Origin of the sequence: Streptomyces dioscori, assembly GCF_003024195.1 — a bacterium.
Lineage (GTDB): Bacteria > Actinomycetota > Actinomycetes > Streptomycetales > Streptomycetaceae > Streptomyces > Streptomyces dioscori.
In genome coordinates, this window is sequence record NZ_KZ679054.1 from 17,595 (window position 1) to 40,145 (window position 22,551).

Here is a 22,551-nt window from a genome sequence, read left to right on the forward strand (position 1 = left end):
GTCGAGTCCGTCGCCTTCCGGGTGTACTGCCGTACGCCTGGAAGTGTGGGGTTTTTTGCAGGAGCCCTATGCGACGGACTTCGACGTACCGGCGCGGCCCGCTCCCGTTGCAGGGCGGCCGGCGGGCTCCGACTGGGCGTCGGCAAAGGCAGTGGGTGGGCGGGCGTAGCGTGGTCTCATGACGACGTACGGATCCTTTCCCGGCAGCCGGCCGCGGCGGCTGCGGACCAGTCCTGTGATGCGGCGCATGGTTGCCGAGACCCGGCTGCACCCCGCCGATTTCATCCTTCCCGCTTTCGTGCGTGAAGGCATTTCCGAGCCTGTGCCCATTGCCGCGATGCCCGGCGTCGTGCAGCACACCCGCGACAGTCTGAAGAAGGCTGCCGCCGAGGCCGTGGCCGCGGGGATCTCCGGGATCATGCTCTTCGGGGTGCCGGAGGAGTCGAAGAAGGATGCCCTGGGGACGGCCGGGACCGATCCCGACGGGATTCTGCAGGTCGCCCTTCGGGACGTGCGCAGTGAGGTCGGGGACGAGTTGTTGGTGATGTCCGATCTCTGTCTCGATGAGACCACCGATCACGGGCATTGCGGGGTGCTGGACGCCGAAGGGCGCGTGGACAATGACGCGACCCTGGAGCGGTATGCCGAGATGGCTCAGGTGCAGGCCGACGCCGGGGCGCATGTCGTGGGGCCCAGCGGGATGATGGACGGTCAGGTCGGGGTCGTTCGTGACGCTCTCGATCAGATTGGGCGTGAGGATGTGGCGGTGCTCGCCTATACCGTCAAGTACTCGTCCGCTTTCTTCGGTCCTTTCCGGGAGGCTGTCGGGTCTTCCTTGAAGGGGGATCGGAAGACCTATCAGCAGGACCCCGCCAATGCGCGGGAGTCGTTGAAGGAATTGGCGCTCGATCTCGAAGAGGGCGCCGACATGGTGATGGTGAAGCCCGCGGGACCTTATCTGGACATCCTCGCGCGAGTTGCGGACGCGGTCGATGTGCCCGTCGTCGCTTACCAGATCTCCGGCGAGTATTCGATGATCGAGGCCGCCGCTGAAAAAGGGTGGATCGATCGGGATGCGGCCATCCTGGAGGCGTTGACCGGGATCCGCCGGGCCGGGGCCCGGAACATTCTCACGTACTGGGCCACCGAGGTGGCGCAGAAGTTGCGTTGAGGCGTCGCCCGGGGGCGTGCCGGGGGTGCGCCGGGGGCGGGTGGGCGTGAAGAGCGTATGGCTCGGAGTGATGACGTGACTACGGTGAGTAGTGTGGTGGGTCACTTTGGTTCGAGCACCGCTCCGGGGGGACCGTGGAACCCGTCTTCACGCATGCCGACAGGCTCTTCTCACTGCTGAACAGACTCGTACGCCGCCCGCGCGAGGGCGAGTTGCCGCGCGAGGTGCCCGACCGGGACGGGATTCCCGTGCTGGGGCTCGTCGGTGACCGGCAGGACCGGCTCGTCGAGCAGATCCGGCGGGCGCTCGGGGAGGCCCAGCCCCGGCGCGTACCGCACGAGATCATCGACGTGGACGAGCGCTGGGACGAAGTCAACCGTGAGCGTGGTGATCTCGCCGCGGACTGGCAGCGGTCCGAGGTGTGCCGCAGGGTGCTCGTCCAGCTGGCTCAGGAGTATTCGTCCGAGCGGGGCGGGCACGACCGGCGCGTACGCTTCCGGCGGTTCGGGCTCGTCAACTGGCTGCTGGAGATGACCTGCACGGACGAGGAACCCGACTCGCGGCACGACCAGGACATGCTGAGCCGGCTGCGGGACCGTGAGTTCCAGCGCCGGCCGGTGCTCGGTTTTCTGCGGGCGCCCGGCACCGAGGTGGCCCTGCAGGGCAAGGTGCCCTGGTGGGCGTACGTCTTCGGGCTGTACGTGCTGCCCCTGATGTGGTTCCGGGCCTGGCGGGTGCTGGGCGGCGAGTACCGGTGGCTGCTGCGGCAGCCGTACATGGCGCCCGGTGATCCGGGGACCTTCGCGGGGTTCGCGCTGCGGCTCACCCAGCCCCGGTGGGGGCGCGAGGATCCCGACCAGGTCGTGAAGTTGATGATCAACGCCTTTCTGGAGGATCTGCGTGTCGCCTACCGGCGGCGGCCCTGGCGGCGGCGGGCCGCGCGGCGTACGGCGTACTGCGTGGCGTTCCTCAAGGGCGTCAGCGACGACAACCGCGGGCGGGAGCTGGTGCGTTCGTTCGTGGAGGTGCGCAGGGAGACCGGTGCCTTCGATCCCCTGCTGATCGTCACCAGTTGCGCGGAGGGTGAGCACGATCACGAGCGCATGCGTGTGCGCAGCCTGGCGGAGGAGCTGTCGCCGTACGAGGCCTGGTGCGAGCGGTTGCGGGGCGCGGGACGCAGCCGGGACGCCGACTTCTGGTATCTGCCCGTGCGGGTGCCCGCGCCGCTGCCGGACGGGCACCCCGACCTCGCGGCCCAGAGCGAATGCACGTCCGCAGCGCGGCGGTTCACCGTCGGACGGCCACCGCTCTGGGCGGGACGTGCCGCCACCGCCGGTGTCGTCGCCCTCGTCCTCGCCCTGGTCGCCGCGACCGTCGCGGCGACGGTGGAGAGGGACGACCGGTGGCGGTTCGCGCACTGCGGACAGGCGCGGTCCAAGGCCGACGCGGCGACGGTGACCTGGGAGAAGGGGACGAGGGAATGTGTCGGCGTCGCCTCGCACGGGTTCGCCTTCGGTTCCCACGACAAGAGGCTGACGGAGACCTTGCAGGTCATCGCCGACCAGAACGAACGGGCGGAGCGGCTGCACCGTGACTTCGACAAGCGGCCGCTGGTCACTCTCGTACATGTCTCGGCCATGCTCAGCAGCCCCGACGGGCAGTCGCTCAAGGCTCTCTCGTATGCGCGCGAGCAGTTGCAGGGTGTGGCGAGCGCCCAGCGGCGGCAGCTCGACGGACAGGGCGAGACGGAGCCCGTGCTGCGGATCCTGTCGGCCAACGCCGGTTCCGGTATGCGGTACGGCGTGCGGGTCGCGGGCATGGTGCGGAAGCTGATGGAGGACGATCCGACCATCGTCGGTGTCACCGGCCTCGACGAGAGCCGCGAGGACACGGTCAGGACGATCGGTGCCCTCACCCGTGCGGGGCTGCCCATGGTCGCCACGACCCCGTCCGCCGACACGCTCGACGACCACTCACCGCTCTACCACCAGGTCTCGCCGCAGAACGCGCGCGAGGCCGAGGTCGCCGCCGCGTACGCCGACGAACTGGCCGAGAAGGGCGAGAAGGTGAAGAAGCGCGAGGTACTCGTCCTGTACTCCGCCGACCGGAGCGACGCGTACAGCCGGACCCTGTGGAAGGACGTCGAAAGTGCCTTCAAGGAGAAGGGCTTCACGGTGACGCCGTGGGAGTTCGTTTCCGAGGCAGCGCCTGTCGGCTCCTTCTCCGGTACGCCCGGTGCGCACTCCGCCGGTCCGGACGTCTGCCGTGACAAGAAGCGGATGGTGTTCTTCGCCGGACGCTCCGAGGACTTCGAGGCGATCCTGGGCGCCGTCGACCAGACGTGCGGCACCTCCGAACCCTTCATCCTCGGTGGTGACGACGTGGCCCGCCTCGGCGCCGACATGAAACGGCGCGCCTACTTCCGCCGCCTGGAGTACGACTTCCTCGACTTCACGCGCAACACGGCGTCCTGCGACGGCGCCGGCAACCTCTACAGCACGATGAAAGTGCTGTTCCAGGAGGAGTGCCCGTCCCTCGTGACGACCTATCTGGACGGGCACGCGGCCCTCGCGTTCGACGCCGTCGGTGTGTATCTCAAGGCGATCTCCTACCTCCAGGAGAGCGCGCGTGGCATGCCGCTCACCCCGCACGCCGTGTGGCAGGCGCTGGGCACCGTCCACGGCGAGCGGGCGCTCGACGGGGAGAGCGGCACCATCGACTTCGGTGGTGAGACGGGCGGGCACACCCCGATCGACAAGCTGATCTCGGTCCAGCGGGTGGTGAACGGCGGCCTGCCCACCCAGAAGGGCCTCTGCGGCCGTGTGGGCGATGGGATTCAGGCGGGCTGGTGCCCCTGAGGCGCTCGAACGGGCGCCGGGGGTGGCGTGCTTGGATGGTCCGGGCCGGTGCGGGGATCCGGCCCGGCCGCAGCAGCTTCGATGTGGGGAACGACCTGCCCTGACTGCGGATCCGGGACGTGGAGAGAGGTGCGGGCGGTGGCGGGGGACGAGTTCACTGAGCTGTTGGGGCAGCTGAAGGAGCGGTCGGGGCTCAGTTACGGGGTGTTGGCGAAGCGGCTGCACACGAGCGCGTCCACGCTGCACCGGTACGTCAACGGGGATGCCGTGCCGACGGACTACGCGCCCGTGGAGCGGTTCGCCCGGGTGTGCAGAGCGACCCCCGAGGAACTGGTCGAGCTGCACCGGCGGTGGGTTCTCGCCGATGCGCAGCGGAGGCAGAAGCCGAGTGGGAGAGTAGCGGGGGCGCCGGAGGGTGTTGAGGCCGTGGTCGAACCCGCCGATCTTCTGGTCTCGCCGCAGGTCGCCCCTTCGGGCTCACGGCGGCGGCGTACCGTCGTGCTCGCCGGTGCCGCCGTGGTCGCCGCTGTCGTGTCGGTGGCGCTCGTCGCGCAGTTCGTGACGGGTGACGACGGGGAGGGACGTGAGCGGCCTGTCGGGGCCGCCGCGTCCCCCGATGACCGGCCGGAGGCCAGTGCGTCCGGCGGTGCGAAAGGCAAGTCCGCCTCGCCGTCCGCCTCGCGTTCGGAGAGCCCGTCGGCGTCCGCCGACCCCTCCGTCTCGCGGAGTGCTGGGGCGGCCGGGCCCGCGGCGGGTGCCGGGGGCGCGGAGGGTGCCGCCGCACCCATCGTCGCCGTCAACCCGTACAAGTGGGACAGTCCGTGCAGTCAGCACTATCTCTTCGACCGCGAGCCGGAGAAGGTGCCCCCGCCGCCGAGCGAGCCCGACGCGCGCGGGTGGGTCAAGGCGCTCGGCGGGGTCGCCGCCGGGCAGCAGATGCTCGCGCTGACCGTCCAGGGCACCGGGAAGGCCACCGTCGTCCTGGACGATCTGCATGTGCGGGTGGTGGACAAGAGCGCGCCGCTCGCCTGGAACGACTTCGCGATGGGCGTCGGGTGCGGTGGCGGTGTGGAGACCACGTCGTTCGGTGTGAACCTCGACGCCGGGCGGCCCGACACCGCACCGAAGGCCGGGCAGCGCGACTTCCCGTACAAGGTGAGCGAGTCCGACCCCGAGGTGTTCTACGTCTTCGCGGACGCGCGGACGTACGACGTGAGCTGGTATCTGGAGCTGGAGTGGTCGAGCGGGGGCAGGACGGGGACCGTACGCGTCGACGACCACGGCAGCCCCTTCCGGACGAGCGGGAACGTGGGGCGGCCCGCCTACGACTATCCGCTCGGTGACTCGGCCTGGGGACCGAACGCGTCCGTGTCCGACGGGTCCGGCTGAGTTCCTGGCGCGTCGGTGGCCGGGCGGCGCAGTCGGGGCACGATCAAGTCACCGCGGGAGTTAGGTTGTTGCCCGTTGACGGACGCGACTCTCCAGGGGGAGACCCAATGCCCGGTGATGCTCTCAGCCAGGACCCCGCCGAGCTGAGAAGGAGGATCGACACCACCAAGGCACACCCGGCTCGTGTCTATGACGTCTTCCTCGGGGGCAAGGACAACTACCCGGTGGACCGGGCCGCGGCGGCCGCCGCGCTCGCCGCCAATCCGCGCGGCTATCTCGACGTCCGGCACAACCGCGACTTCCTGCGCCGGGCCGTGAACACCCTGACGGGCGAAGAGGGCATCCGGCAGTACCTGGACATCGGCACCGGGCTGCCGACCCAGGAGAACGTGCACCAGATCGCCCAGCGGCTCGCCCCGGACGCGCGTGTCGTGTACGTCGACAACGACCCCGTCGTCCTCGCGCACGCGCGCGCACTGCTCACCAGCGGGCCCGAAGGGCGTACCGACTACATCGACGCCGATCTGCAGAACCCGGCCCAGATCCTCGAAGCCGCCGCCAAGACCCTGGACTTCGAGCAGCCGGTCGCGCTGGCGCTCGTGGCGATCCTGCACTTCGTCGAGGACGAGCGCGCCTACCCGATCGTCCGCGAACTGATCGACGCGCTGCCCCCGGGCAGCCGGCTCGTGCTCAGCCATCTCACCGAGGACCTCAACGCGGAGAACGTGCGCGCGGTCCAGCGGACGTACACCGAGCGGGGCTTCACCTTCGTGCTGCGTACGAAGGCGGAGGTCGAGCGGTTTCTCACCGACAACGGGCTGGAAGTCGACGAGCCCGGTGTCGTACCCGCCCATCACTGGCGGCCCGACAACGCGGCGCCCGTGCCCGAGCAGCCCGAGACGGGCTACCTCGACGGTCTCGACGACATCGAGAAGGTCCGCTATCGCGACATCAACGATGTGACGGACGCGGACATCAACGTGTACGCCGTCACCGGCCGCAAGCCCTGAGCGTGCACCGGTGCGGACTGCCGGTCAGTCCCACCAGAAGGTCCAGGAACGTGCGCCGAGCACCTCACGCTCGGCGTACGCCCGCAGCGAGGCATGGGCGCTCTGTGTGATGTTGTCCGGGCAGAACGCGTGGTGCTCGGCGGCTATCGCCTCCGCCTCGGACAGGGTCCCGGGCGGGGCCGCGACGGACACGATCAGCTGGTCGAAGGTGAGCGCCACGACCCGGACGCCGAAGCGGTCCTCCCAGGACCGCAGGACCGCGCACAGCTCCGCCACGTCGTCGGTGAGATTGACCGGACCGCACCAGCCGATGGCGGCCGGGACGTCCGCGCTGCGGCGGGCCGGGACGAGCGCGAGGCGTGCATCCTTCAGCAGGCCCGCGCCGCCGACGAGCGCGTCCGTCACCTCGGCCGCCCATACGTCCGGATCGACATCCGGTACGCCCGCCGGGGCGAGGCCCGGCCAGTCGGCGTCCTGGTCCTCGGCCGCGCACTCCTCCCACAACTGAGCGAGGACCTCCTCGGCGTCGTGGTCGCCCGGATAGGAGGCGAGGTCCGGGTCCAACTCCCATTTGTCCGGGTGCGGTTCGCTGCCCGTCCGGCCGCCGACCAGGACCGGGCACAGGCCCGCCGTGCGGCGCGCGGACGCCAGCCGCAGCCAGTCGCCCGGCGCCGCCGGGGCGTCGGCACGCCACAGCAGCGGTTCGTCCCAGGGGCCGTCGACCGTCGTGTCGAGCAGGGCGCCGGGCGGGAGGTCGAGACCGAGCGAGCGGCCGGCCGGGTCGGCCGCGAGCGTCGGCAGCTGGTTCGGAAGAGTCGCCATGCCCGTGACTTTAGAGCCCGCCACTGACAACGGCCCCAGGGGGCGGAACGGTCCGGGGCCGTCATGACCTCGTGCGCCGACCGTCCGTGGCGGTCCGTCAGTCCGTGCCGAACCAGGTGAGCGCGAGCGAGTCCAGCGTCGGCTCGGGCGGTTTCGGCAGCATGCGCAGATACGAGGCCAGGTCGCTGTAGACGTGCAGCAGCGTGTACGCCATGACCGTGCGCGGGTCGAACGGCGGGCGCCCGTAGGCCTCGTAGAACCGCTTCAGGAGCCGGGGCTGTCCGCACGAGAGGAACAGGCCGACGTTCACGAAGTCGTAGGCGGGGTGGCCGGTCAGTACCGGCTCGAAGTCGAAGAGGCCGGTCAGCCGCCAGCCGTCCGGGTCCACCGTGAGGTGCTCGCGCATGAACTCGGTGTGCAGCAGCACCCGTCGTGAAGGAGCGGGCAGCGGGACCGAGTTCAGGAACCACGGGATCTGTTCGAGCCAGACCTCCGGCAGTCCGGACTCGCGCTGCTGCTCCACCGCGTTCGCGCGCTGCGCGTCGACGAACAGGCCCCAGTCGGACGGACCGACGAGACCCGACAGCGGCCCGGGGCTCAGCGCGTGCAGCGCCGCGAGCGTCTCACCGGCCTCCGTGACGATACGGTCCTGGTCCGCCGCCGGGATCCGCGACCACGCGTCCGCGAGACCCTCGCCGGGCAGCCGGGACATCAGGACGAAGGACCAGCCGTTCTTGTACGCGCCGGCCGAGTGCAACTGCGGTGTCGGGACCGGCAGTTTGCCGTACACATGGCTGAGCATCCGCTCCTCGCGCCGGGCGTCGAGCTTCTCGAAGGCGGGGAACAGCTTCAGAACGTGCGCGGCGCCGATGGAGTACACCGGGAGCGAGCCCTCGATGTAGCGGACCATCTGCTTGGGGACCAGGCCGAGGCGCTCGCACAGGTCCGCCACGGCCGGCCGCAGCAGGGCCTCGTCGCGGACGACAGCGTCCAGCTCCTCGCCGGTCTCAACGAGTGGCAGCATGACTGGCGCACACCCTCCGGACGGCCGGAGGGATGGAGAAGGGCAGTGCAGTGCTCATTGCGCTCCCAGCGTGCGGTTCGACGAGGCTCACGTACCCCGGAGTCGGGGTCGGCGGCCCGCAGCATCGCATACTCCGGGGTGCGCCCGGCCGGCTCAACCTTTGGCCCTTGCTTGCACGGACAGGCAGGGCCCGTGCAGGTCAGAGGCGCGTCGGAGGACAGCCGGGGAGAGGTCGCGGCGGAGGGCAGGGCAGGAGCGGGTGCGCCCCCATCGGCCGCTCACCCGAATGGGTGAACGGCGTCAGAGGCGTTCGGGGGTCCTGATGCCGAGCAGCGCCATGCCCTGGTGAAGCGTGCGGGCCGTCAGGTCGACGAGGAACAGCCTGTTCTCGACGACCTCCGGCGGGTTCGCGTCGCTCAGCACGTGGCACTGGTCGTAGAACGTCGTCAGGTGTGACGCCAGCTGGTACAGGTACGCGGCCAGCTTGTGCGGCTCGTACCCCGCGGCCACGTCCAGGAGCAGCTCGCCGAACTGGTCCAGGTGCAGCCCCAGCGCACGCTCCGCCGGAGCCAGCGCCAGCTCCGGGTGGGCCACCGGACGCGCGTCCCCCGCCTTGCGGAGGATCGACCGGCTACGGGCGTACGCGTACTGGAGGTACACGCTCGTGTCGCCGTTCAGCGACACCATCTGGTCCAGGTCGAACTTGTAGTCCCGGACGGCCGACGTGGACAGGTCCGCGTACTTCACGGCGCCGACCCCGACGAACCGGCCGTTCTCGACGATCTCCTCCTCGGACAGGCCCATCTTCGCGGCCTTCTCGCGGACCACCGTCGTGGCACGGTCGATCGCCTCGTCGAGCAGGTCCACCAGCCGGACCGTCTCGCCCTCACGCGTCTTGAACGGCTTGCCGTCCTTGCCGAGGACCGTGCCGAAGGCCAGCTGCTGCGCCTTGGTGTCCCCGTTCAGCCAGCCCGCCCTGCGAGCCGTCTCGAAGACCATTTTGAAGTGCAGCGACTGGCGCGCGTCGACCACGTACAGGAGCGTGTCCGCCTTCAGGTCGAAGACACGGTTCCTGATCGCGGAGAGGTCCGTCGCCGCGTAGCCGTAGCCGCCGTCCGACTTCTTCACGATCAGCGGCACCGGATTGCCGTCCGGGCCCTTCACGTCGTCGAAGAACACGCACAGGGCGCCCTCGGAGCGGACCGCCACGCCTGATTCTTCGAGGATGCGGCAGGTCTCGTCCAGCATGTCGTTGTAGCCCGACTCGCCGACGATGTCCGCGTCCCGGATCTCCATGTCCAGCTTCTCGAAGACCGAGAAGAAGTACACCTTCGACTCGTCCACGAACCGCTGCCAGGTGGCGAGAGTGTGCGGGTCGCCCGCCTGCAGGTCGACCACCCTGCGGCGGGCCCGCGTCTTGAACTCCTCGTCGGAGTCGAAGTGCGTGCGCGCCGCCTTGTAGAGGCGGTTGAGGTTCGACATCGCCTCCTCGCCCGTCTCCGCGGCGTCCGCCGAGCGGTCCAGCTCGTGCGGGTGCTCGTCCAGGTACTGGATGAGCATGCCGAACTGGGTGCCCCAGTCGCCGATGTGATGCCGCCTGACGACATTCTCGCCGACGAACTCCAGGATCCGCACGACCGCGTCGCCGATCACCGCGGAGCGGAGATGGCCCACGTGCATCTCCTTCGCCACGTTCGGCTGGGCGTAGTCGATGACCGTCGTTCCCGGGTGCGCGGCGAGCGGTACGCCGAGACGGTCCGCCGGGTCCGCGGCGCGGGCCGCGAGGGTCTCCGTGATCGCGCGGTCCGTGAGCGTGATGTTGAGGAAGCCGGGGCCCGAGACCTCGATGTCCCTGATCAGGTCACCCGCGACGACCTGGTCGACGACCTGGGTCGCGAGGTCCCTGGGGTTGGCCTTCGCCTTCTTCGCCAGGGCGAGGATTCCGTTGGCCTGGAAGTCCGCCCTGTCGCTGCGTCGCAGCAGCGGGTCCGCTTCCGCGGTCTCCGGCAGGGTTGCCGTGAGGGCGGTTGCGAGGCGCTGGTGGACGTGGGCGGTGAGGGACGTGACCGGGGGCATGGGGTGGGTGCCGTTCTCCTCGTGGGCATGGATCAGGCCAGTATCCCACGTGGGGCAAAGGGGTTTCTCGCCCCCGCCGCCCCTACCCTTCCCGTCACTGCATGGGGCTGCGCCCCTCGCCCCCTTATCGCGCTGCGCGCTCGTCCTCAAACGCCGGACGGGCTGGGGAGTCGCGGACCGTCCGCGAATCCTTCAGCCCGTCCGGCGTTTGAGGACCGGGGGTTCGGGGGCTGGCCCCCGAGTACGTGGCGGGGAAAAGGCGTTTTCGTGGTTGAGGGCAGAGCTGGGACAATGAGCCGGTCAGCCGTGCGAACCCGTAGGAAAGAAGGACGTGCCGATCGTGGCTCAGAGCACCGAGACCACCGACTGGGTCTCCCGTTTCGCGGATGAGGTCATCGAGGAGTCGGAGCGCCGAGCCCCGGGCGCGCAGACATCAGTCGCTACCGCTCCGGTCATCGTCGTCGCGTCCGGACTGTCCCCCTCCGGCCCCATCCACCTGGGCAACCTGCGCGAGGTCATGACCCCGCACCTGGTCGCCGACGAGATCAGGCGGCGCGGCCACGAGGTCAGGCACCTGATCTCGTGGGACGACTACGACCGGTACCGCAAGGTGCCGAACGGCGTCCCGGGGGTCGACGCGTCCTGGGCCGAGCACATCGGCCGGCCCCTGACCTCCGTACCCGCCCCGGAAGGCTCCGCGTACCCGAACTGGGCCGAGCACTTCAAGTCCGCCATGGTCGAGGCGCTCGCCGAGATGGGCGTCGAGTTCGACGGGATCAGCCAGACAGCGCAGTACACCTCGGGTGTGTATCGCGAGCAGGTCCTGCACGCGATGAAGCACCGGGGTGACATCGACGCGATCCTCGACCAGTACCGGACTAAGAAGGCGCCCCCGAAGAAGCAGCAGTCGCAGAAGCCCGTCGACGAGGCCGAGCTTGAGGCCGCGGAGGGATCCGGCGCCGCCGCCGAGGACGACGGCACCGGGTCCGCCGGGTACTTCCCGTACAAGCCGTACTGCGGCGGCTGCGGCAAGGACCTCACCACCGTCACGGCCTACGACGACGACACCACCGAGCTGACGTACAGCTGTAGCGAATGCGCCTACTCGGAGACCGTCCGGCTCAGCGAGTTCAATCGCGGCAAGCTCGTCTGGAAGGTCGACTGGCCGATGCGCTGGGCCTACGAGGGCGTCGTCTTCGAGCCGAGCGGTGTCGACCACTCGTCCCCCGGGTCCAGCTTCCAGGTCGGCGGGCAGATCGTCGGCAGCATCTTCGGCGGCAAGCAGCCCATCGGGCCCATGTACGCCTTCGTGGGGATCTCCGGGATGGCGAAGATGTCGTCCAGCAAGGGCGGGGTGCCGACTCCGGGCGACGCTTTGAAGATCATGGAGCCGCAGCTGCTGCGGTGGCTCTACGCCCGCCGGCGGCCCAACCAGTCGTTCAAGATCGCCTTCGACCAGGAGATCCAGCGGCTCTACGACGAGTGGGACAAGCTGGGCGGCAAGGTCGACGACGGGTCCGCCCTGCCGGGGGACGTCGCCGCCCACGCGCGCGCCGTCGGCACCGCGGCCGGGGAACTCGCGAAGACGCCCCGGCCGATGGCCTACCGCACGCTCGCCTCCGTCGCCGACATCACCGCCGGCGCCGAGGACCAGACCCTGCGCATCCTCGGCGAGCTCGACCCCGCGGACCCGATCACCTCGCTCGACGAGGTCCGGCCGCGGCTCGACAAGGCGGAGGCCTGGATCAACACCCAGGTCCCCGCCGACCAGCGGACCGTCGTGCGCAAGGACGCGGACGCCGAACTCCTCGCGTCCCTCGACGACCAGGGCCGGGCCTCACTGCGGCTGCTGCTCGACGGTCTCGACACGCACTGGTCGCTGGACGGGCTCACCCACCTCGTCTACGGCGTTCCGAAGGTCCAGGCCGGCTTCTCCGCCGACGCCACGCCCAAGGAGCTCCCGGCGGAGATCAAGGTCGCCCAGCGCACGTTCTTCGCGCTGCTCTACCACCTGCTGGTGGGCCGCGACACCGGCCCGCGCCTGCCCACGCTGCTGCTCGCGGTGGGCCAGGAGCGGGTGAGGAAGCTGCTCGGCGCGTAGCACTTGTCGCCGGCTGTACGCGGAAGGGGGCGCCCGGAGTTCACCGGGCGCCCCCTTCCGCGTACAGCCAGTAAATACTGGCACACCTGCGCCTGGCGCTAAGGGCTGTCCCGTAACTCCCGGCGGGCACACGACGACAGCTACGGCACCTCGCGGCGTTGCCGGATCGCCCGAATACACCCGGTATGAAGGCGACCCGGCGCCTTGCGATGTACCGCATCTGACGCCGCGCGCTGATCCACCGGGAGTTACGGGACAGCCCTTAGGCGATGTGGTCCTCCTGGAGCTCCGCCGTGTGGCGGTTGGTGAAGCGGGCGACCAGCCGGTCGGCCTCGCGCTGCGGGAGCGTGGTGCCGTACGTGTCCTCCACGTTGCCCCGGAACTGGCCCGAGGTCGGATAGCTGCCGTCTATCGACTTCTTGAAGACCAGGTAGTAGTCCTCCTCGGTCGGCTCCGTGCCGCCGCCCGTACCCAGCTCGCGGGTACGGCCGGAGCCGGTCGGGATCGGGAAGGTACCGGTGTCCTCCGGAGACGGCTCGGGGGCCGGGTCCTGCGGCTCCTGCTCCGCGTACTGCTGCTGCGGGAACGCCTGCTGCTGGGCGAACGCCTCCTGCTGCTGAGGGACCGCCTCCTGCTCGAACCGCCGCCGGTTCTGGAACCGCCGCTCGTCCTGGAGCCGTTGCTGCTCCTCGAACTCCTCGGCCTGCTGCTGCTCCGCGTACCACTGGGTGTACGCGGCCTGCGGGTCGTACGTCGGGTCGTAGCCGCCCTGGTACTCGACGGACTGGGGGTTCCGGGCCTGGAGCCACGGGTTCTGCGGCTCGGCCTGGTCCGGCTGCTCGGGGGGCTCGGTGAACTCGTCGCTCTCAGGAGCGGGGCGCCGCGCCCGGTCGCCGGCCGCGTCGTCGTCCCGTACCGCTGCCGCCGCCGCGGGGGTCCGGCCGCTCGCGGACGCCTCGGCCGGTTCCAGCGCGGGCTGCGGCGCCGGGGGCAGCAGCGCGGGCTCGATGCCCGCCGCCGCGAGGCCGGAGGGCGCGGTCTCGGCGAGGGGGACGCCGTAGCGGGCGAGCCGCAGCGGCATCAGGGACTCCACCGGGGCCTTGCGGCGCCAGGAGCGGCCGAAACGGGAGCGCAGCCGCGCCTGGTAGACGAGACGTTCCTGCTCCAGCTTGATGACCTGCTCGTAGGAGCGCAGCTCCCACAGCTTCATCCTGCGCCACAGGAGGAACGTGGGGAGCGGGGAGAGCAGCCAGCGGGTGAGGCGTACGCCCTCCATGTGCTTGTCGGCGGTGATGTCGGCGATCCGGCCGATCGCGTGCCGGGCCGCCTCCACGGAGACCACGAACAGAATCGGGATGACCGCGTGCATGCCCACGCCGAGCGGGTCCGGCCAGGCGGCGGCGCCGTTGAAGGCGATCGTCGCGGCCGTCAGCAGCCAGGCCGTCTGCCGCAGCAGCGGGAACGGGATCCTGATCCAGGTGAGGAGCAGGTCGAGCGAGAGCAGGACGCATATGCCCGCGTCGATGCCGATCGGGAACACGTAGCTGAAGTTCCCGAAGCCCTTCTCCAGGGCGAGTTCACGCACCGCGGCGTAGGAGCCGGCGAAGCCGATCGCCGCGATGACGACCGCCCCGAAGACCACCACTCCGATGAGGATCTTGTGCGTCTTGGTGAGCTGCATAGGCGCGGCCACCCGTACTCCCCTCCCCTTACGACCTGTTGCGCGCAACAGAGTGGCACATGTGTACGGGGTCCGGATGCCCGGTACGGGTGGAGCCCGGCCTCCGTGGGGGCCGGGCTCCACCAAATGTCCTGGTAGGGCTGCGAGTGGGAGGGCGGTCGAACTGGACGCCGCGGTTCCCGACTCGGGCCCTGTGTCAGTCCTTCTTGGTGGCGGACCTGCTGGGGCTCGCGCCGTCGTCGGAGCCGCCGCCGAGGTCCGAACCCTTGCCGGAACTCTCGCTCGCGGACTTGCTCGCGGACTTGCTCGGGGAAGCGCTCGCGTCGGTGCCCGACCCGGAGGTGGCCCCGCCACCGCCGCCGTTCGCGGTCACGACCGCCTGCACGGCCTCCTTCGCGGCCTTCTGCGCCGACTTCGTCAGATCGGCCGCCTTCGGGGAGTCGTTGCCCGCGAGGCCCGCGCCGTTGTAGTCGACCGTCACGACGACGTTCTCCACGCGCGTCACGAGCGTCTGCTGCCGGAAGGTGCCTTCCTTCTTCTTCAGGTCGTACGTCACCAGTGTCGCCTCGTTGCCCGTGCCGGACACCGGCTGCGACTTGGTGTTCTTCGCGTCCTCGACCGCACGCGCGTCCTCGGCGTGCTTCGTGTAGTACTCCGAGGCCAGCTTCTCGCCCGTGCCCCGCGTCTGGTCCGACTCGAAGCGCAGCAGCGACACGTTCAGCCAGCGGAACTGCGAGCCGTCCACGCCCTTGTTGTCCAGGCTGTCCCAGGAGCAGTTGCCGCGGGTGCTGATGTCCTCGGACTTGCCTTCCTTGCCGGACTTGGTGCCTTCCGGGACGAGCTCCTTCAGCGTCTTGGAGGAGAACACCTTGCACGGCTCGGGGAGCTTCGCGTACGTCGCCTCCTTCACCACCGCGGCCGCCTCCGTGGCGGAGGACGACGCCGAGGAACCGGACTCCTTCTTCGCGTCGTCGCCGGAGCCGTCGCCGGAGTCCGAGGAGCAGCCGGAGGCGACGAGCATCACCGGGAGGACGGCCGCCCCGACGAGGACGCGGGTGAGTCGCTGACGGTGTCGCTGTACGGATCGGTGCATGGTTCCTTCACTCAAGACGCTCGGGTGTACGTGCGGACGGCCGCGTTCTCCGCCTGACCGCACTCGGTCGGGTCCGAGGAGCCACGGTAGCCCGAACGGGACATGTGCGGCTCAGGTTCCGCCAGGGCCGAAACCCTCGCCGACCGTCCCTAATCGCTGAACGACTCGGCGAGCTGACCCGCCAGTTTCCGCGCCCTGTCCTGCATGTCCTCGCTGCTCGGGATGTCCGTGGTGGTCGCCGGCTGCTCGTCGTACTGGATGGTCACGACCACGTTGGACGTGCGGAACACCACAGTCACCGTGCGCTGCTTGGAGTCGTTCAGCGCGTCGTCGAGGAACGCGGTGTTGCCCAGATCGTCGAGCGTGCGGGGCTGCAGGGCGCTGGGCGTGGAGCCCGGGACGCCACTGGCGGAGGGGTCCGCGGACGGGTCTGTGGAGGGGTCGGTGGAGGGGTTCGCGTCCTCGGAGGAACCGCTGTCGCCGTCACCGGTGGCGTCGTCCGACGCACCGGACGTGCCGGACGTGTCGCCACCGGCGGTCGACCCGGCTCCCGAACCGGACGACCCGGACGCGTCAGGCGCTTCGGACGAGGCGGAGGACGACGCGGCCGGTACCGGAAGGTCCGCCGCCACCTCCTTCTTCGCGTAGATCTCCTCCGCGCGGTCGTCGTCGCTGACCGTGTTGTCGTAGGAGACCACCCGCTCGAAATCCACCAGCAGATGGTCCGTCGCGGTCGCCGACTCCGCCTTCCAGCGGCAGCCGACCTTCCGGTCCGTGTCGTACGTGACCGTCGCCGTGCCCTCGTAGGCCTTCTCGCGCTGCTCCTCGTCCGTGAGCTGCTCGATGCCCGGCAGCAGCGAGTCCAGGGTGCCGTGCGACACCGCGCCGCAGGGCTCGGGGAGGGTGCGGTACTTGCCGGGCTGCGCCGCGGTGGCCGTCGACGTCGTGCCGCCCGGCTTCGGGTCGTCCTGGCCGCCGCCGTCCGGCGAGCCGCCGGTGCAGCCGGCCAGCACGACCGCGAGGAGCGCGGCGACGCCGGGTACGTACGCCTTCCGCTGCACGGTGGGGCTCCTCTCGACGGGTCGATCGACTGTGCTCACGACCAGGGTGTCCTGTGGTTATTCGGTTGCCGCACGGGGGTGCGGCCTGGAGACAATGTGTATCGCACGCACTGCCGTGGACGCCGGTCCGTTGTCCCAAACGTTGGCCTTGGCGCCGGTTTTGCGATTTAAGACTTCTGTTGGTTTTCCGGGGGAATGAGGACGATATGTCGTACGTGGAGATGCCGGGGGCGAAGGTTCCGATCCGTATGTGGGCGGACCCGGCGTCGGTGGAGGAAGGGGCGATGCAGCAGCTCCGCAACGTCTCCACGCTCCCCTGGATCAAGGGCCTGGCCGTCATGCCGGACGTGCACTACGGAAAGGGCGCGACGGTCGGATCGGTCATCGCGATGCGGGGCGCGGTGTGTCCGGCGGCCGTCGGGGTGGACATCGGCTGCGGCATGTCCGCCGTCAAGACGTCCCTGACGGCCAACGACCTGCCGGGCGACCTGTCCCACCTGCGGTCGAAGGTGGAGCAGGCGATTCCGGTCGGACGGGGCATGCATGACAGCCCGGTCGACCCCGGCGGCTTCCACGGTCTCGCCACCCGCGGGTGGGACGACTTCTGGGGGCGGTTCGACGGGGTCGCTGAGGCGGTGAAGTTCCGTCAGGGGCGCGCCACCAAGCAGATGGGCACCCTGGGCGGCGGAAACCACTTCTGGGAGTTCTGCCTCGACTCGGACGACTCGGTCTGGATCATGCTGCATTCCGGTTCCCGGAACATCGGCAAGGAACTCGCGGAGCATCACATCGGTATCGCGCAGAAGCTCTCGCACAATCAGGGGCTGATCGACCGCGACCTCGCCGTATTCATCGCGGACACCCCGCAGATGGCGGCGTACCGGCACGATCTCTTCTGGGCGCAGGAGTACGCGAAGCACAATCGCGCGATCATGATGGCGATCTCGAAGGACGTCGTCCGCCGGGAGTTCAAGAAGGCGAAGGTCACCTTCGAGCCGGAGATCTCGTGCCATCACAACTACGTGAGCGAGGAGCGGTACGAGGGCATGGACCTGCTGGTCACCCGCAAGGGCGCCATCCGCGCGGGCTCCGGCGAGTACGGCATCATCCCGGGCTCGATGGGTGCCGGTTCGTACATCGTGAAGGGTCTCGGCAACGAGAAGGCGTTCAACTCCGCCTCGCACGGCGCGGGCCGGCGGATGAGCCGTAACGCGGCCAAGCGCCGTTTCACGGTCAAGGACCTGGAGGAGCAGACGCGGGGCGTGGAGTGCCGAAAGGACTCCGGTGTCGTGGACGAGATCCCGGCCGCGTACAAGCCGATCGAGCAGGTCATCGACCAGCAGCGGGATCTGGTCGAGGTGGTGGCGAAGCTGAAGCAGGTCGTGTGCGTGAAGGGCTGACGAATCCGTGCCGCATGAATTCATGCGGCACGGATTTCTTTTCTGCGGCGTCCGTCCCGGGCAGGTTCGGCGTCCGTCCGGGCCCGGCGTCCGTCCGGGGCTACAGCTCCCTGTGGACCTTCGTGTTGGAGGCCTGGGCGCGGGGGCGTACCACCAGCAGGTCGATGTTGACGTGCGAGGGGCGCGTGACCGTCCAGGTGATCGTCTCGGCGACGTCCTCGGCGGTGAGGGGTTCGGCCACCCCGGCGTAGACCTTCGCGGCCTTCTCCGTGTCGCCGCCGAAGCGGGTCAGGGCGAACTCGTCGGTCATGACCATGCCCGGGGCGATCTCGATGACCCGGACCGGGGTCCCGACGATCTCCAGGCGGAGCGTCTCGGCGAGGACGTGCTCGGCGTGCTTGGCGGCCACGTAGCCGGCGCCGCCCTCGTAGGTGCCGTGGCCCGCGGTCGAGGAGACGACGACCACCGTGCCGTCGCCGGACGCGGTCAGCGCCGGGAGGAGGGCCTGGGTGACGTTCAGCGTGCCGATGACGTTCGTCTCGTACATCTGGCGCCACTCCGCGGGGTCGCCCGACGCGACCGGGTCGGCGCCGAGCGCGCCGCCCGCGTTGTTGATCAGGACGCCGATCTTCTTGAAGGCCGTCGCGAACTCGTCGACCGCCGCACGGTCGGTGACGTCCAGCGCGTACGCCATCGCCTCGCCGCCCGCCGCGCCGATCTCCTCCGCGAGCGCCTCGATACGGTCCTTGCGGCGGGCCGTGAGAACCACCCGGTAGCCCGCGGCCGCCAGCTGCCGGGCCGTCGCGGCACCGATTCCGCTGCTCGCGCCGGTGACGACGGCGATACGGGACGCGGCGGCGGGCGCGGTGGATGCGGCGGATGCGGGGGCGGTCATGGGTGCTCCTCGGCGGAGGGGGCGGGCGGGGCGGGCTGGGCTGCGGCCGGTGCTCGCTCGTACGGTCGATTGCTCTCCCGGCCAGGATAGGCGGGCCCGGTGGGCGGCCGGACGTCTCACCTGATGGCGGCGCCCGGGGGGTGGCCGGACGTCTCACCTGATGGCGGCGCCCGGGGGGTGGCCGGGATGGCATACATGCGGTGACCCACTGCAGTTCCTCGCGCCCCTGAAAGACTGCGCCGTTCCCCGCGCCCCTGGGTTTGGGCTGCGGGCCGGTGGGGGCTGGTCGCGCAGTTCCCCGCGCCCCTAGGGGGTGGGGTGGGGGTGCGCAGTTCGGCTGCGGGTCGGTGGGGCGTGGGAATAGGCCGGGTCAAGGGGGCGTTCAGGGGTATAGTTGAATCGTCAACAACCTGGAGGATGAGGTAGCCATGCAGTTCGGGATCTTCACCGTCGGCGATGTCACGCCGGACCCCACCACGGGCCGGACCCCGACCGAGCATGAGCGGATCAAGGCCATGGTCGCCATCGCGCAGAAGGCCGAGGAAGTAGGGCTCGACGTCTTCGCGACCGGTGAGCACCACAACCCGCCGTTCGTGCCGTCGTCCCCGACCACCATGCTCGGCTGGGTCGCCGCCCGCACCGAGAACCTCATCCTCTCCACCTCCACCACCCTCATCACCACCAACGACCCGGTGAAGATCGCCGAGGACTTCGCGATGCTCCAGCACCTCGCGGACGGCCGCGTGGACCTGATGATGGGGCGCGGCAACACCGGCCCGGTCTACCCCTGGTTCGGCAAGGACATCCGCCAGGGCATCAACCTCGCCGTCGAGAACTACGCCCTGCTGTACCGGCTGTGGCGCGAGGAGACGGTGACCTGGGAGGGCAAGTTCCGTACGCCGCTGCAGTCGTTCACCTCGACGCCGCGGCCGCTGGACGGCGTGCCGCCGTTCGTCTGGCACGGCTCCATCCGCTCGCCGGAGATCGCCGAGCAGGCCGCGTACTACGGCGACGGGTTCTTCCACAACAACATCTTCTGGCCGGCCGACCACACCAAGCAGATGGTCGAGCTGTACCGGTCGAGGTACGCGCACTACGGCCACGGCACGCCCGAACAGGCGATCGTCGGACTCGGCGGGCAGATCTTCATGCGGCGCAACTCGCAGGACGCGGTGCGGGAGTTCCGGCCGTACTTCGACAACGCGCCGGTGTACGGGCACGGGCCGTCGCTGGAGGAGTTCACCGAGCAGACGCCGCTCACGGTCGGCTCGCCCGAACAGGTCATCGAGAAGACACTGTCCTTCCGGGACTACGCCGGTGACTACCAGCGGCAGTTGTTCCTCGTCGACCACGCCGGGCTGCCGCTGAAGACCGTGCTGGAGCAGATCGACATGCTGGGCGAGGAGGTCGTGCCCGTGCTGCGTGAGGAGTTCGCCAAGAGGCGGGCGGCCGGGGTGCCGGACGCGCCCACACACGCGTCGCGGGTCGCCGCGGCTGCCGCTGCCACGGCCGAGGCGGGCCAGGAGGTGACCGCGTCATGAAGCTGGTCGTCGTCTCGGCGGGGCTGAGTGTTCCGTCGTCCACGCGGTTGCTGGGAGACCGGCTTGCCGCGGCGGCTTCTGCCGGGAGTGGGGGCGGGGGCGGGGTCGAGGTCCAGGTGGTCGAGCTGCGGGATCTCGCGGTCGAGATCGCGCACAACCTGACCACCGGGTTTCCCGGGCCCGCGCTCGGGGCGGCGTTGTCCGCGGTGGCGGGTGCGGACGGGCTGATCGTGGTGACGCCGGTCTTCTCCGCCTCGTACAGCGGACTGTTCAAGTCGTTCTTCGACGTCCTGGACCGGGACGCGCTGGCCGGGAAGCCGGTGCTCGTCGCGGCGACCGGGGGGTCGGCCCGGCACTCGCTGGTGCTGGAGCACGCGATGCGGCCGCTGTTCGCGTACCTCCGGGCGGTGGTCGTGCCGACCGGGGTGTACGCGGCTTCGGAGGACTGGGGGGCGGAAGGGCTCGCCGAGCGGATCGGGCGGGCCGCGGGGGAGTTGGTCGGGCTGATGGGGGGTGGGGGGCCGTCTGTGCCTGGGCCTCCGGCTCCGGGGGTGGGTGTGCAGGTCGGAGGTTTCGAGGTGGTCCCGTTCGCGGAGCAACTCGCCGCGCTGCGGTCGCCTTGAGGGCGCGGGTTCGGTGGAGCTTGTCTGCGCCGTTCCCCGCGCCCCTGAAGAGCGGGGCTGGAGCCCGGCTGTTCGGCTGCGGGTTCGGTGGGGGTTGGCCGCGCTGTTCCTCGCGCCCCTGAGGGGGTGGGGCTGGAGCCCGGCTGATCGGCTGCGGGTTCGGTGGGGGTTGGCCGCGCCGTTCCCCGCGCCCCTTACTGGGCCTGGGGTGAGACCCCCTCGACCCGCGGCCGAACTCCAGACCCTCGCCCCCGCCCTCCCAGGGGCGCGGGGAACGGCGCGCTCAGCCCCCGCCGGGCCGCAGTCGAATTCGCACCCCAGCCTCCGCCCCCTCAGGGGCGCGGGGAACTGCGCGGCCAGCCCCCGCCGGGCCCGCAGCCGGGTAGCCGGGGTCAGACCCCGTCGGGCCCGCAGCCGGGCCGTCGCGGGCAGCCCCCGCCGGGCCCGCAGTCGGACAGTCGGGGGCAGCCCCTCAGGGCCCCGTCGTCCGGGGGTCGGGGGCGTGGGCGCCTGGGAGTGTGCGGCGGAGTTTTCGGGACTGGCGGCGGGTCCAGGACGCCGCGCGGGCACGGGTGCGGGTCCATGCCCGGCGGCCCCGCGTGGAGCCGAGGTCCGTGAGAAGGGCCTCGTAGCGGCCCACGATCGGCTCCGCGTCGTAGCGGTGCGAACCCGCCAGCGCCGCCTCGCCCATCGCGAGCCGCAGTGGCTCGTCCGTGATCAGGTCGAGCATCGCCTCGGCGAGCGCGCGGGAGTCACCCACCGGCACCAGCCGTCCGTCGACCCCGTCGGTGATGATCTCCGCCGGCCCCAGCGGACAGTCCGTGCTGATCACCGGCACCCCGCAGCGCATCGCCTCGACCAGCGTCATCCCGAACGACTCCGCGTCCGAGGCCGACACCACCATCGCCGACTTGGCGAACTCCGCCTCGATGGGGGTGCGCGGACCCATGAGGCGTACGTGCTCGGACAGGCCGAGGCCGGTCACCAGGTCCTGGAGGTGGTCGCGCTGCGCGCCGCCGCCGTAGATCCGCAGCCGCCAGTCCGGCTCCTTCGAGGCGACCGCCGAGAAGGCCTCGATCAGCAGGTCGAAGCGTTTGCCGGGGACCAGCCGGCCCGCCGCGGCCACGACCTTCGTCGTCGTGTCGCGGACGATGCCCTCGGGCGCCGGCACGATGTTCGGCACGGCCGCGACCCGCACCCCCGGCAGGTTCATCCGCCGCCGGTACACCTCCGCGTCCGCCTCCGTCGTCGTCACGACCGCGTCCAGCCGGCGGTAGTGCCGTGCCAGCACGCTCCGCAGCCGTTTGGTGTGCTGGTCGTGCCGCAGGTGTTCCTGGGCGATGCGCAGGGCCCGGCGCGGCGCGAAGAGGGAGACGTAGACGTTGATGCCGGGGCGGGTGCCGATGATCACGTCGGCGTCGGAGCCGGTCAGATAGGCGGCGGCCCGCCGGTCGGTGAGGCGCGTGTACTGCTCGTAGCGCTTGTCGGAGTTGGGGAAGTCCGTCGCCGGGAGCGTGTACTCGGGGTCGGTGAGGTCCGCGCTGCCGTCCTGTTCGTCCACCAGCGGGACGACCGTGATCCGCGGGTCGATCGTGAAGCGCGGCTCGGCCCGGTGCCGCCGCATGGACACGATCTCCACGTCGTGGTGGTCGGCCAGCGCCGCCGCGAGGTTGAGCGTCGTACGGACGGTCCCCCCGATGGCGTACGCGTTGTGCAGCAGGAACACGATCTTCCTGCGGCCCGTGCGGCCCGTGCGGCTGCGCCCCGTACGGCTCATGCGCTTCGCGGCCCCCTCGTCTGCCGTAC

General features: G+C 70.4%; 16 protein-coding genes. 8 read left to right on the forward strand and 8 right to left on the reverse strand.

Features of this window, described 5'->3' with window-relative positions; genetic code table 11:
• Positions 1–178: 178 nt before the first annotated feature.
• From hemB to C6Y14_RS34535, 4 genes are all read left to right on the forward strand, one after another.
• On the forward strand, positions 179–1,171 hold the full coding sequence (gene hemB, locus C6Y14_RS34520) for a porphobilinogen synthase (protein WP_107020829.1): 993 nt from the start codon (positions 179–181) through the stop codon (positions 1,169–1,171).
• A gap of 134 nt (positions 1,172–1,305) precedes the next feature.
• Positions 1,306–4,029: an ABC transporter substrate-binding protein gene (locus tag C6Y14_RS34525; RefSeq protein WP_107020830.1), complete on the forward strand. Its 2,724-nt coding sequence runs from the start codon at positions 1,306–1,308 to the stop codon at positions 4,027–4,029.
• Positions 4,030–4,167: 138 nt separating this feature from the next.
• The gene (locus C6Y14_RS34530) at positions 4,168–5,418 is read left to right on the forward strand and encodes a helix-turn-helix domain-containing protein (protein WP_225891426.1); all 1,251 of its coding nucleotides are present in this window, start codon (positions 4,168–4,170) and stop codon (positions 5,416–5,418) included.
• Between the two features lie 107 nt (positions 5,419–5,525).
• On the forward strand, positions 5,526–6,428 hold the full coding sequence (locus C6Y14_RS34535; protein ID WP_107020832.1) for an SAM-dependent methyltransferase: 903 nt from the start codon (positions 5,526–5,528) through the stop codon (positions 6,426–6,428).
• A gap of 24 nt (positions 6,429–6,452) precedes the next feature.
• On the opposite strand, the gene C6Y14_RS34540 is transcribed toward C6Y14_RS34535, so the two are convergent.
• The 3 genes from C6Y14_RS34540 to argS all read right to left on the reverse strand — a co-directional run bounded on the left by C6Y14_RS34540 (position 6,453) and on the right by argS (position 10,350).
• The gene (locus C6Y14_RS34540) at positions 6,453–7,250 is read right to left on the reverse strand and encodes a DUF4253 domain-containing protein (protein WP_107020833.1); all 798 of its coding nucleotides are present in this window, start codon (positions 7,248–7,250) and stop codon (positions 6,453–6,455) included.
• Positions 7,251–7,347: 97 nt separating this feature from the next.
• Positions 7,348–8,274: a phosphotransferase family protein gene (locus C6Y14_RS34545; protein ID WP_107020834.1), complete on the reverse strand. Its 927-nt coding sequence runs from the start codon at positions 8,272–8,274 to the stop codon at positions 7,348–7,350.
• Positions 8,275–8,574: 300 nt separating this feature from the next.
• Entirely contained in the window at positions 8,575–10,350 is a 1,776-nt protein-coding gene (argS, locus tag C6Y14_RS34550) for an arginine--tRNA ligase (RefSeq protein ID WP_107020835.1), read from the reverse strand.
• Positions 10,351–10,681: 331 nt separating this feature from the next.
• Between argS and lysS the strand changes: the two genes are divergently transcribed.
• On the forward strand, positions 10,682–12,451 hold the full coding sequence (lysS, locus tag C6Y14_RS34555; protein ID WP_107020836.1) for a lysine--tRNA ligase: 1,770 nt from the start codon (positions 10,682–10,684) through the stop codon (positions 12,449–12,451).
• A 262-nt stretch (positions 12,452–12,713) separates the two neighbouring features.
• Here lysS and C6Y14_RS34560 read toward each other — a convergent pair whose 3' ends face one another.
• From C6Y14_RS34560 to C6Y14_RS34570, 3 genes are all read right to left on the reverse strand, one after another.
• Positions 12,714–14,144 (reverse strand): DUF2637 domain-containing protein, encoded by a 1,431-nt coding sequence (locus tag C6Y14_RS34560; protein WP_404828863.1) that lies wholly within the window; start codon positions 14,142–14,144, stop codon positions 12,714–12,716.
• 184 nt (positions 14,145–14,328) lie between these two features.
• Positions 14,329–15,225 (reverse strand): DUF3558 family protein, encoded by an 897-nt coding sequence (locus C6Y14_RS34565; protein WP_107020838.1) that lies wholly within the window; start codon positions 15,223–15,225, stop codon positions 14,329–14,331.
• A 149-nt stretch (positions 15,226–15,374) separates the two neighbouring features.
• Positions 15,375–16,286, reverse strand: a complete 912-nt coding sequence (locus C6Y14_RS34570) for a hypothetical protein (protein ID WP_107020839.1) — start codon at positions 16,284–16,286, stop codon at positions 15,375–15,377.
• 206 nt (positions 16,287–16,492) lie between these two features.
• On the opposite strand from C6Y14_RS34570, the gene C6Y14_RS34575 reads away from it, so the two are divergent.
• Entirely contained in the window at positions 16,493–17,686 is a 1,194-nt protein-coding gene (locus C6Y14_RS34575; RefSeq protein ID WP_107020840.1) for an RtcB family protein, read from the forward strand.
• A gap of 100 nt (positions 17,687–17,786) precedes the next feature.
• Here C6Y14_RS34575 and C6Y14_RS34580 read toward each other — a convergent pair whose 3' ends face one another.
• Positions 17,787–18,581 carry an SDR family NAD(P)-dependent oxidoreductase gene (locus C6Y14_RS34580; protein ID WP_107020841.1) on the reverse strand — a complete coding sequence of 265 codons (795 nt, stop codon included), beginning with the start codon at positions 18,579–18,581 and terminating at the stop codon, positions 17,787–17,789.
• A 428-nt stretch (positions 18,582–19,009) separates the two neighbouring features.
• Between C6Y14_RS34580 and C6Y14_RS34585 the strand changes: the two genes are divergently transcribed.
• Complete coding sequence (locus C6Y14_RS34585) at positions 19,010–20,122, forward strand: LLM class flavin-dependent oxidoreductase (protein WP_107020842.1); 1,113 nt, start codon at positions 19,010–19,012, stop codon at positions 20,120–20,122.
• Positions 20,119–20,745, forward strand: coding sequence for an FMN reductase (locus tag C6Y14_RS34590; RefSeq protein WP_107020843.1), 627 nt, complete (start codon positions 20,119–20,121; stop codon positions 20,743–20,745). Before C6Y14_RS34585 ends, C6Y14_RS34590 begins: the two co-directional genes overlap by 4 nt.
• 472 nt (positions 20,746–21,217) lie before the next feature.
• On the opposite strand, the gene C6Y14_RS34595 is transcribed toward C6Y14_RS34590, so the two are convergent.
• The gene (locus C6Y14_RS34595) at positions 21,218–22,522 is read right to left on the reverse strand and encodes a glycosyltransferase family 4 protein (RefSeq protein WP_107020997.1); all 1,305 of its coding nucleotides are present in this window, start codon (positions 22,520–22,522) and stop codon (positions 21,218–21,220) included.
• Positions 22,523–22,551 lie beyond the last annotated feature (29 nt).

Bases quoted from the DNA above. Each gene is read 5' to 3' on its own strand.
- C6Y14_RS34545 (WP_107020834.1), bottom strand. From the start codon at position 8,274: ATGCTGCCACTCGTTGAGACCGGCGAGGAGCTGGACGCTGTCGTCCGC.
- C6Y14_RS34535 (WP_107020832.1), top strand. From the start codon at position 5,526: ATGCCCGGTGATGCTCTCAGCCAGGACCCCGCCGAGCTGAGAAGGAGG.
- C6Y14_RS34585 (WP_107020842.1), top strand. From the start codon at position 19,010: ATGCAGTTCGGGATCTTCACCGTCGGCGATGTCACGCCGGACCCCACC.
- C6Y14_RS34595 (WP_107020997.1), bottom strand. From the start codon at position 22,522: ATGAGCCGTACGGGGCGCAGCCGCACGGGCCGCACGGGCCGCAGGAAG.
- argS (WP_107020835.1), bottom strand. From the start codon at position 10,350: ATGCCCCCGGTCACGTCCCTCACCGCCCACGTCCACCAGCGCCTCGCA.
- C6Y14_RS34575 (WP_107020840.1), top strand. From the start codon at position 16,493: ATGTCGTACGTGGAGATGCCGGGGGCGAAGGTTCCGATCCGTATGTGG.
- hemB (WP_107020829.1), top strand. From the start codon at position 179: ATGACGACGTACGGATCCTTTCCCGGCAGCCGGCCGCGGCGGCTGCGG.
- C6Y14_RS34590 (WP_107020843.1), top strand. From the start codon at position 20,119: ATGAAGCTGGTCGTCGTCTCGGCGGGGCTGAGTGTTCCGTCGTCCACG.
- C6Y14_RS34540 (WP_107020833.1), bottom strand. From the start codon at position 7,250: ATGGCGACTCTTCCGAACCAGCTGCCGACGCTCGCGGCCGACCCGGCC.
- C6Y14_RS34580 (WP_107020841.1), bottom strand. From the start codon at position 18,581: ATGACCGCCCCCGCATCCGCCGCATCCACCGCGCCCGCCGCCGCGTCC.
- C6Y14_RS34565 (WP_107020838.1), bottom strand. From the start codon at position 15,225: ATGCACCGATCCGTACAGCGACACCGTCAGCGACTCACCCGCGTCCTC.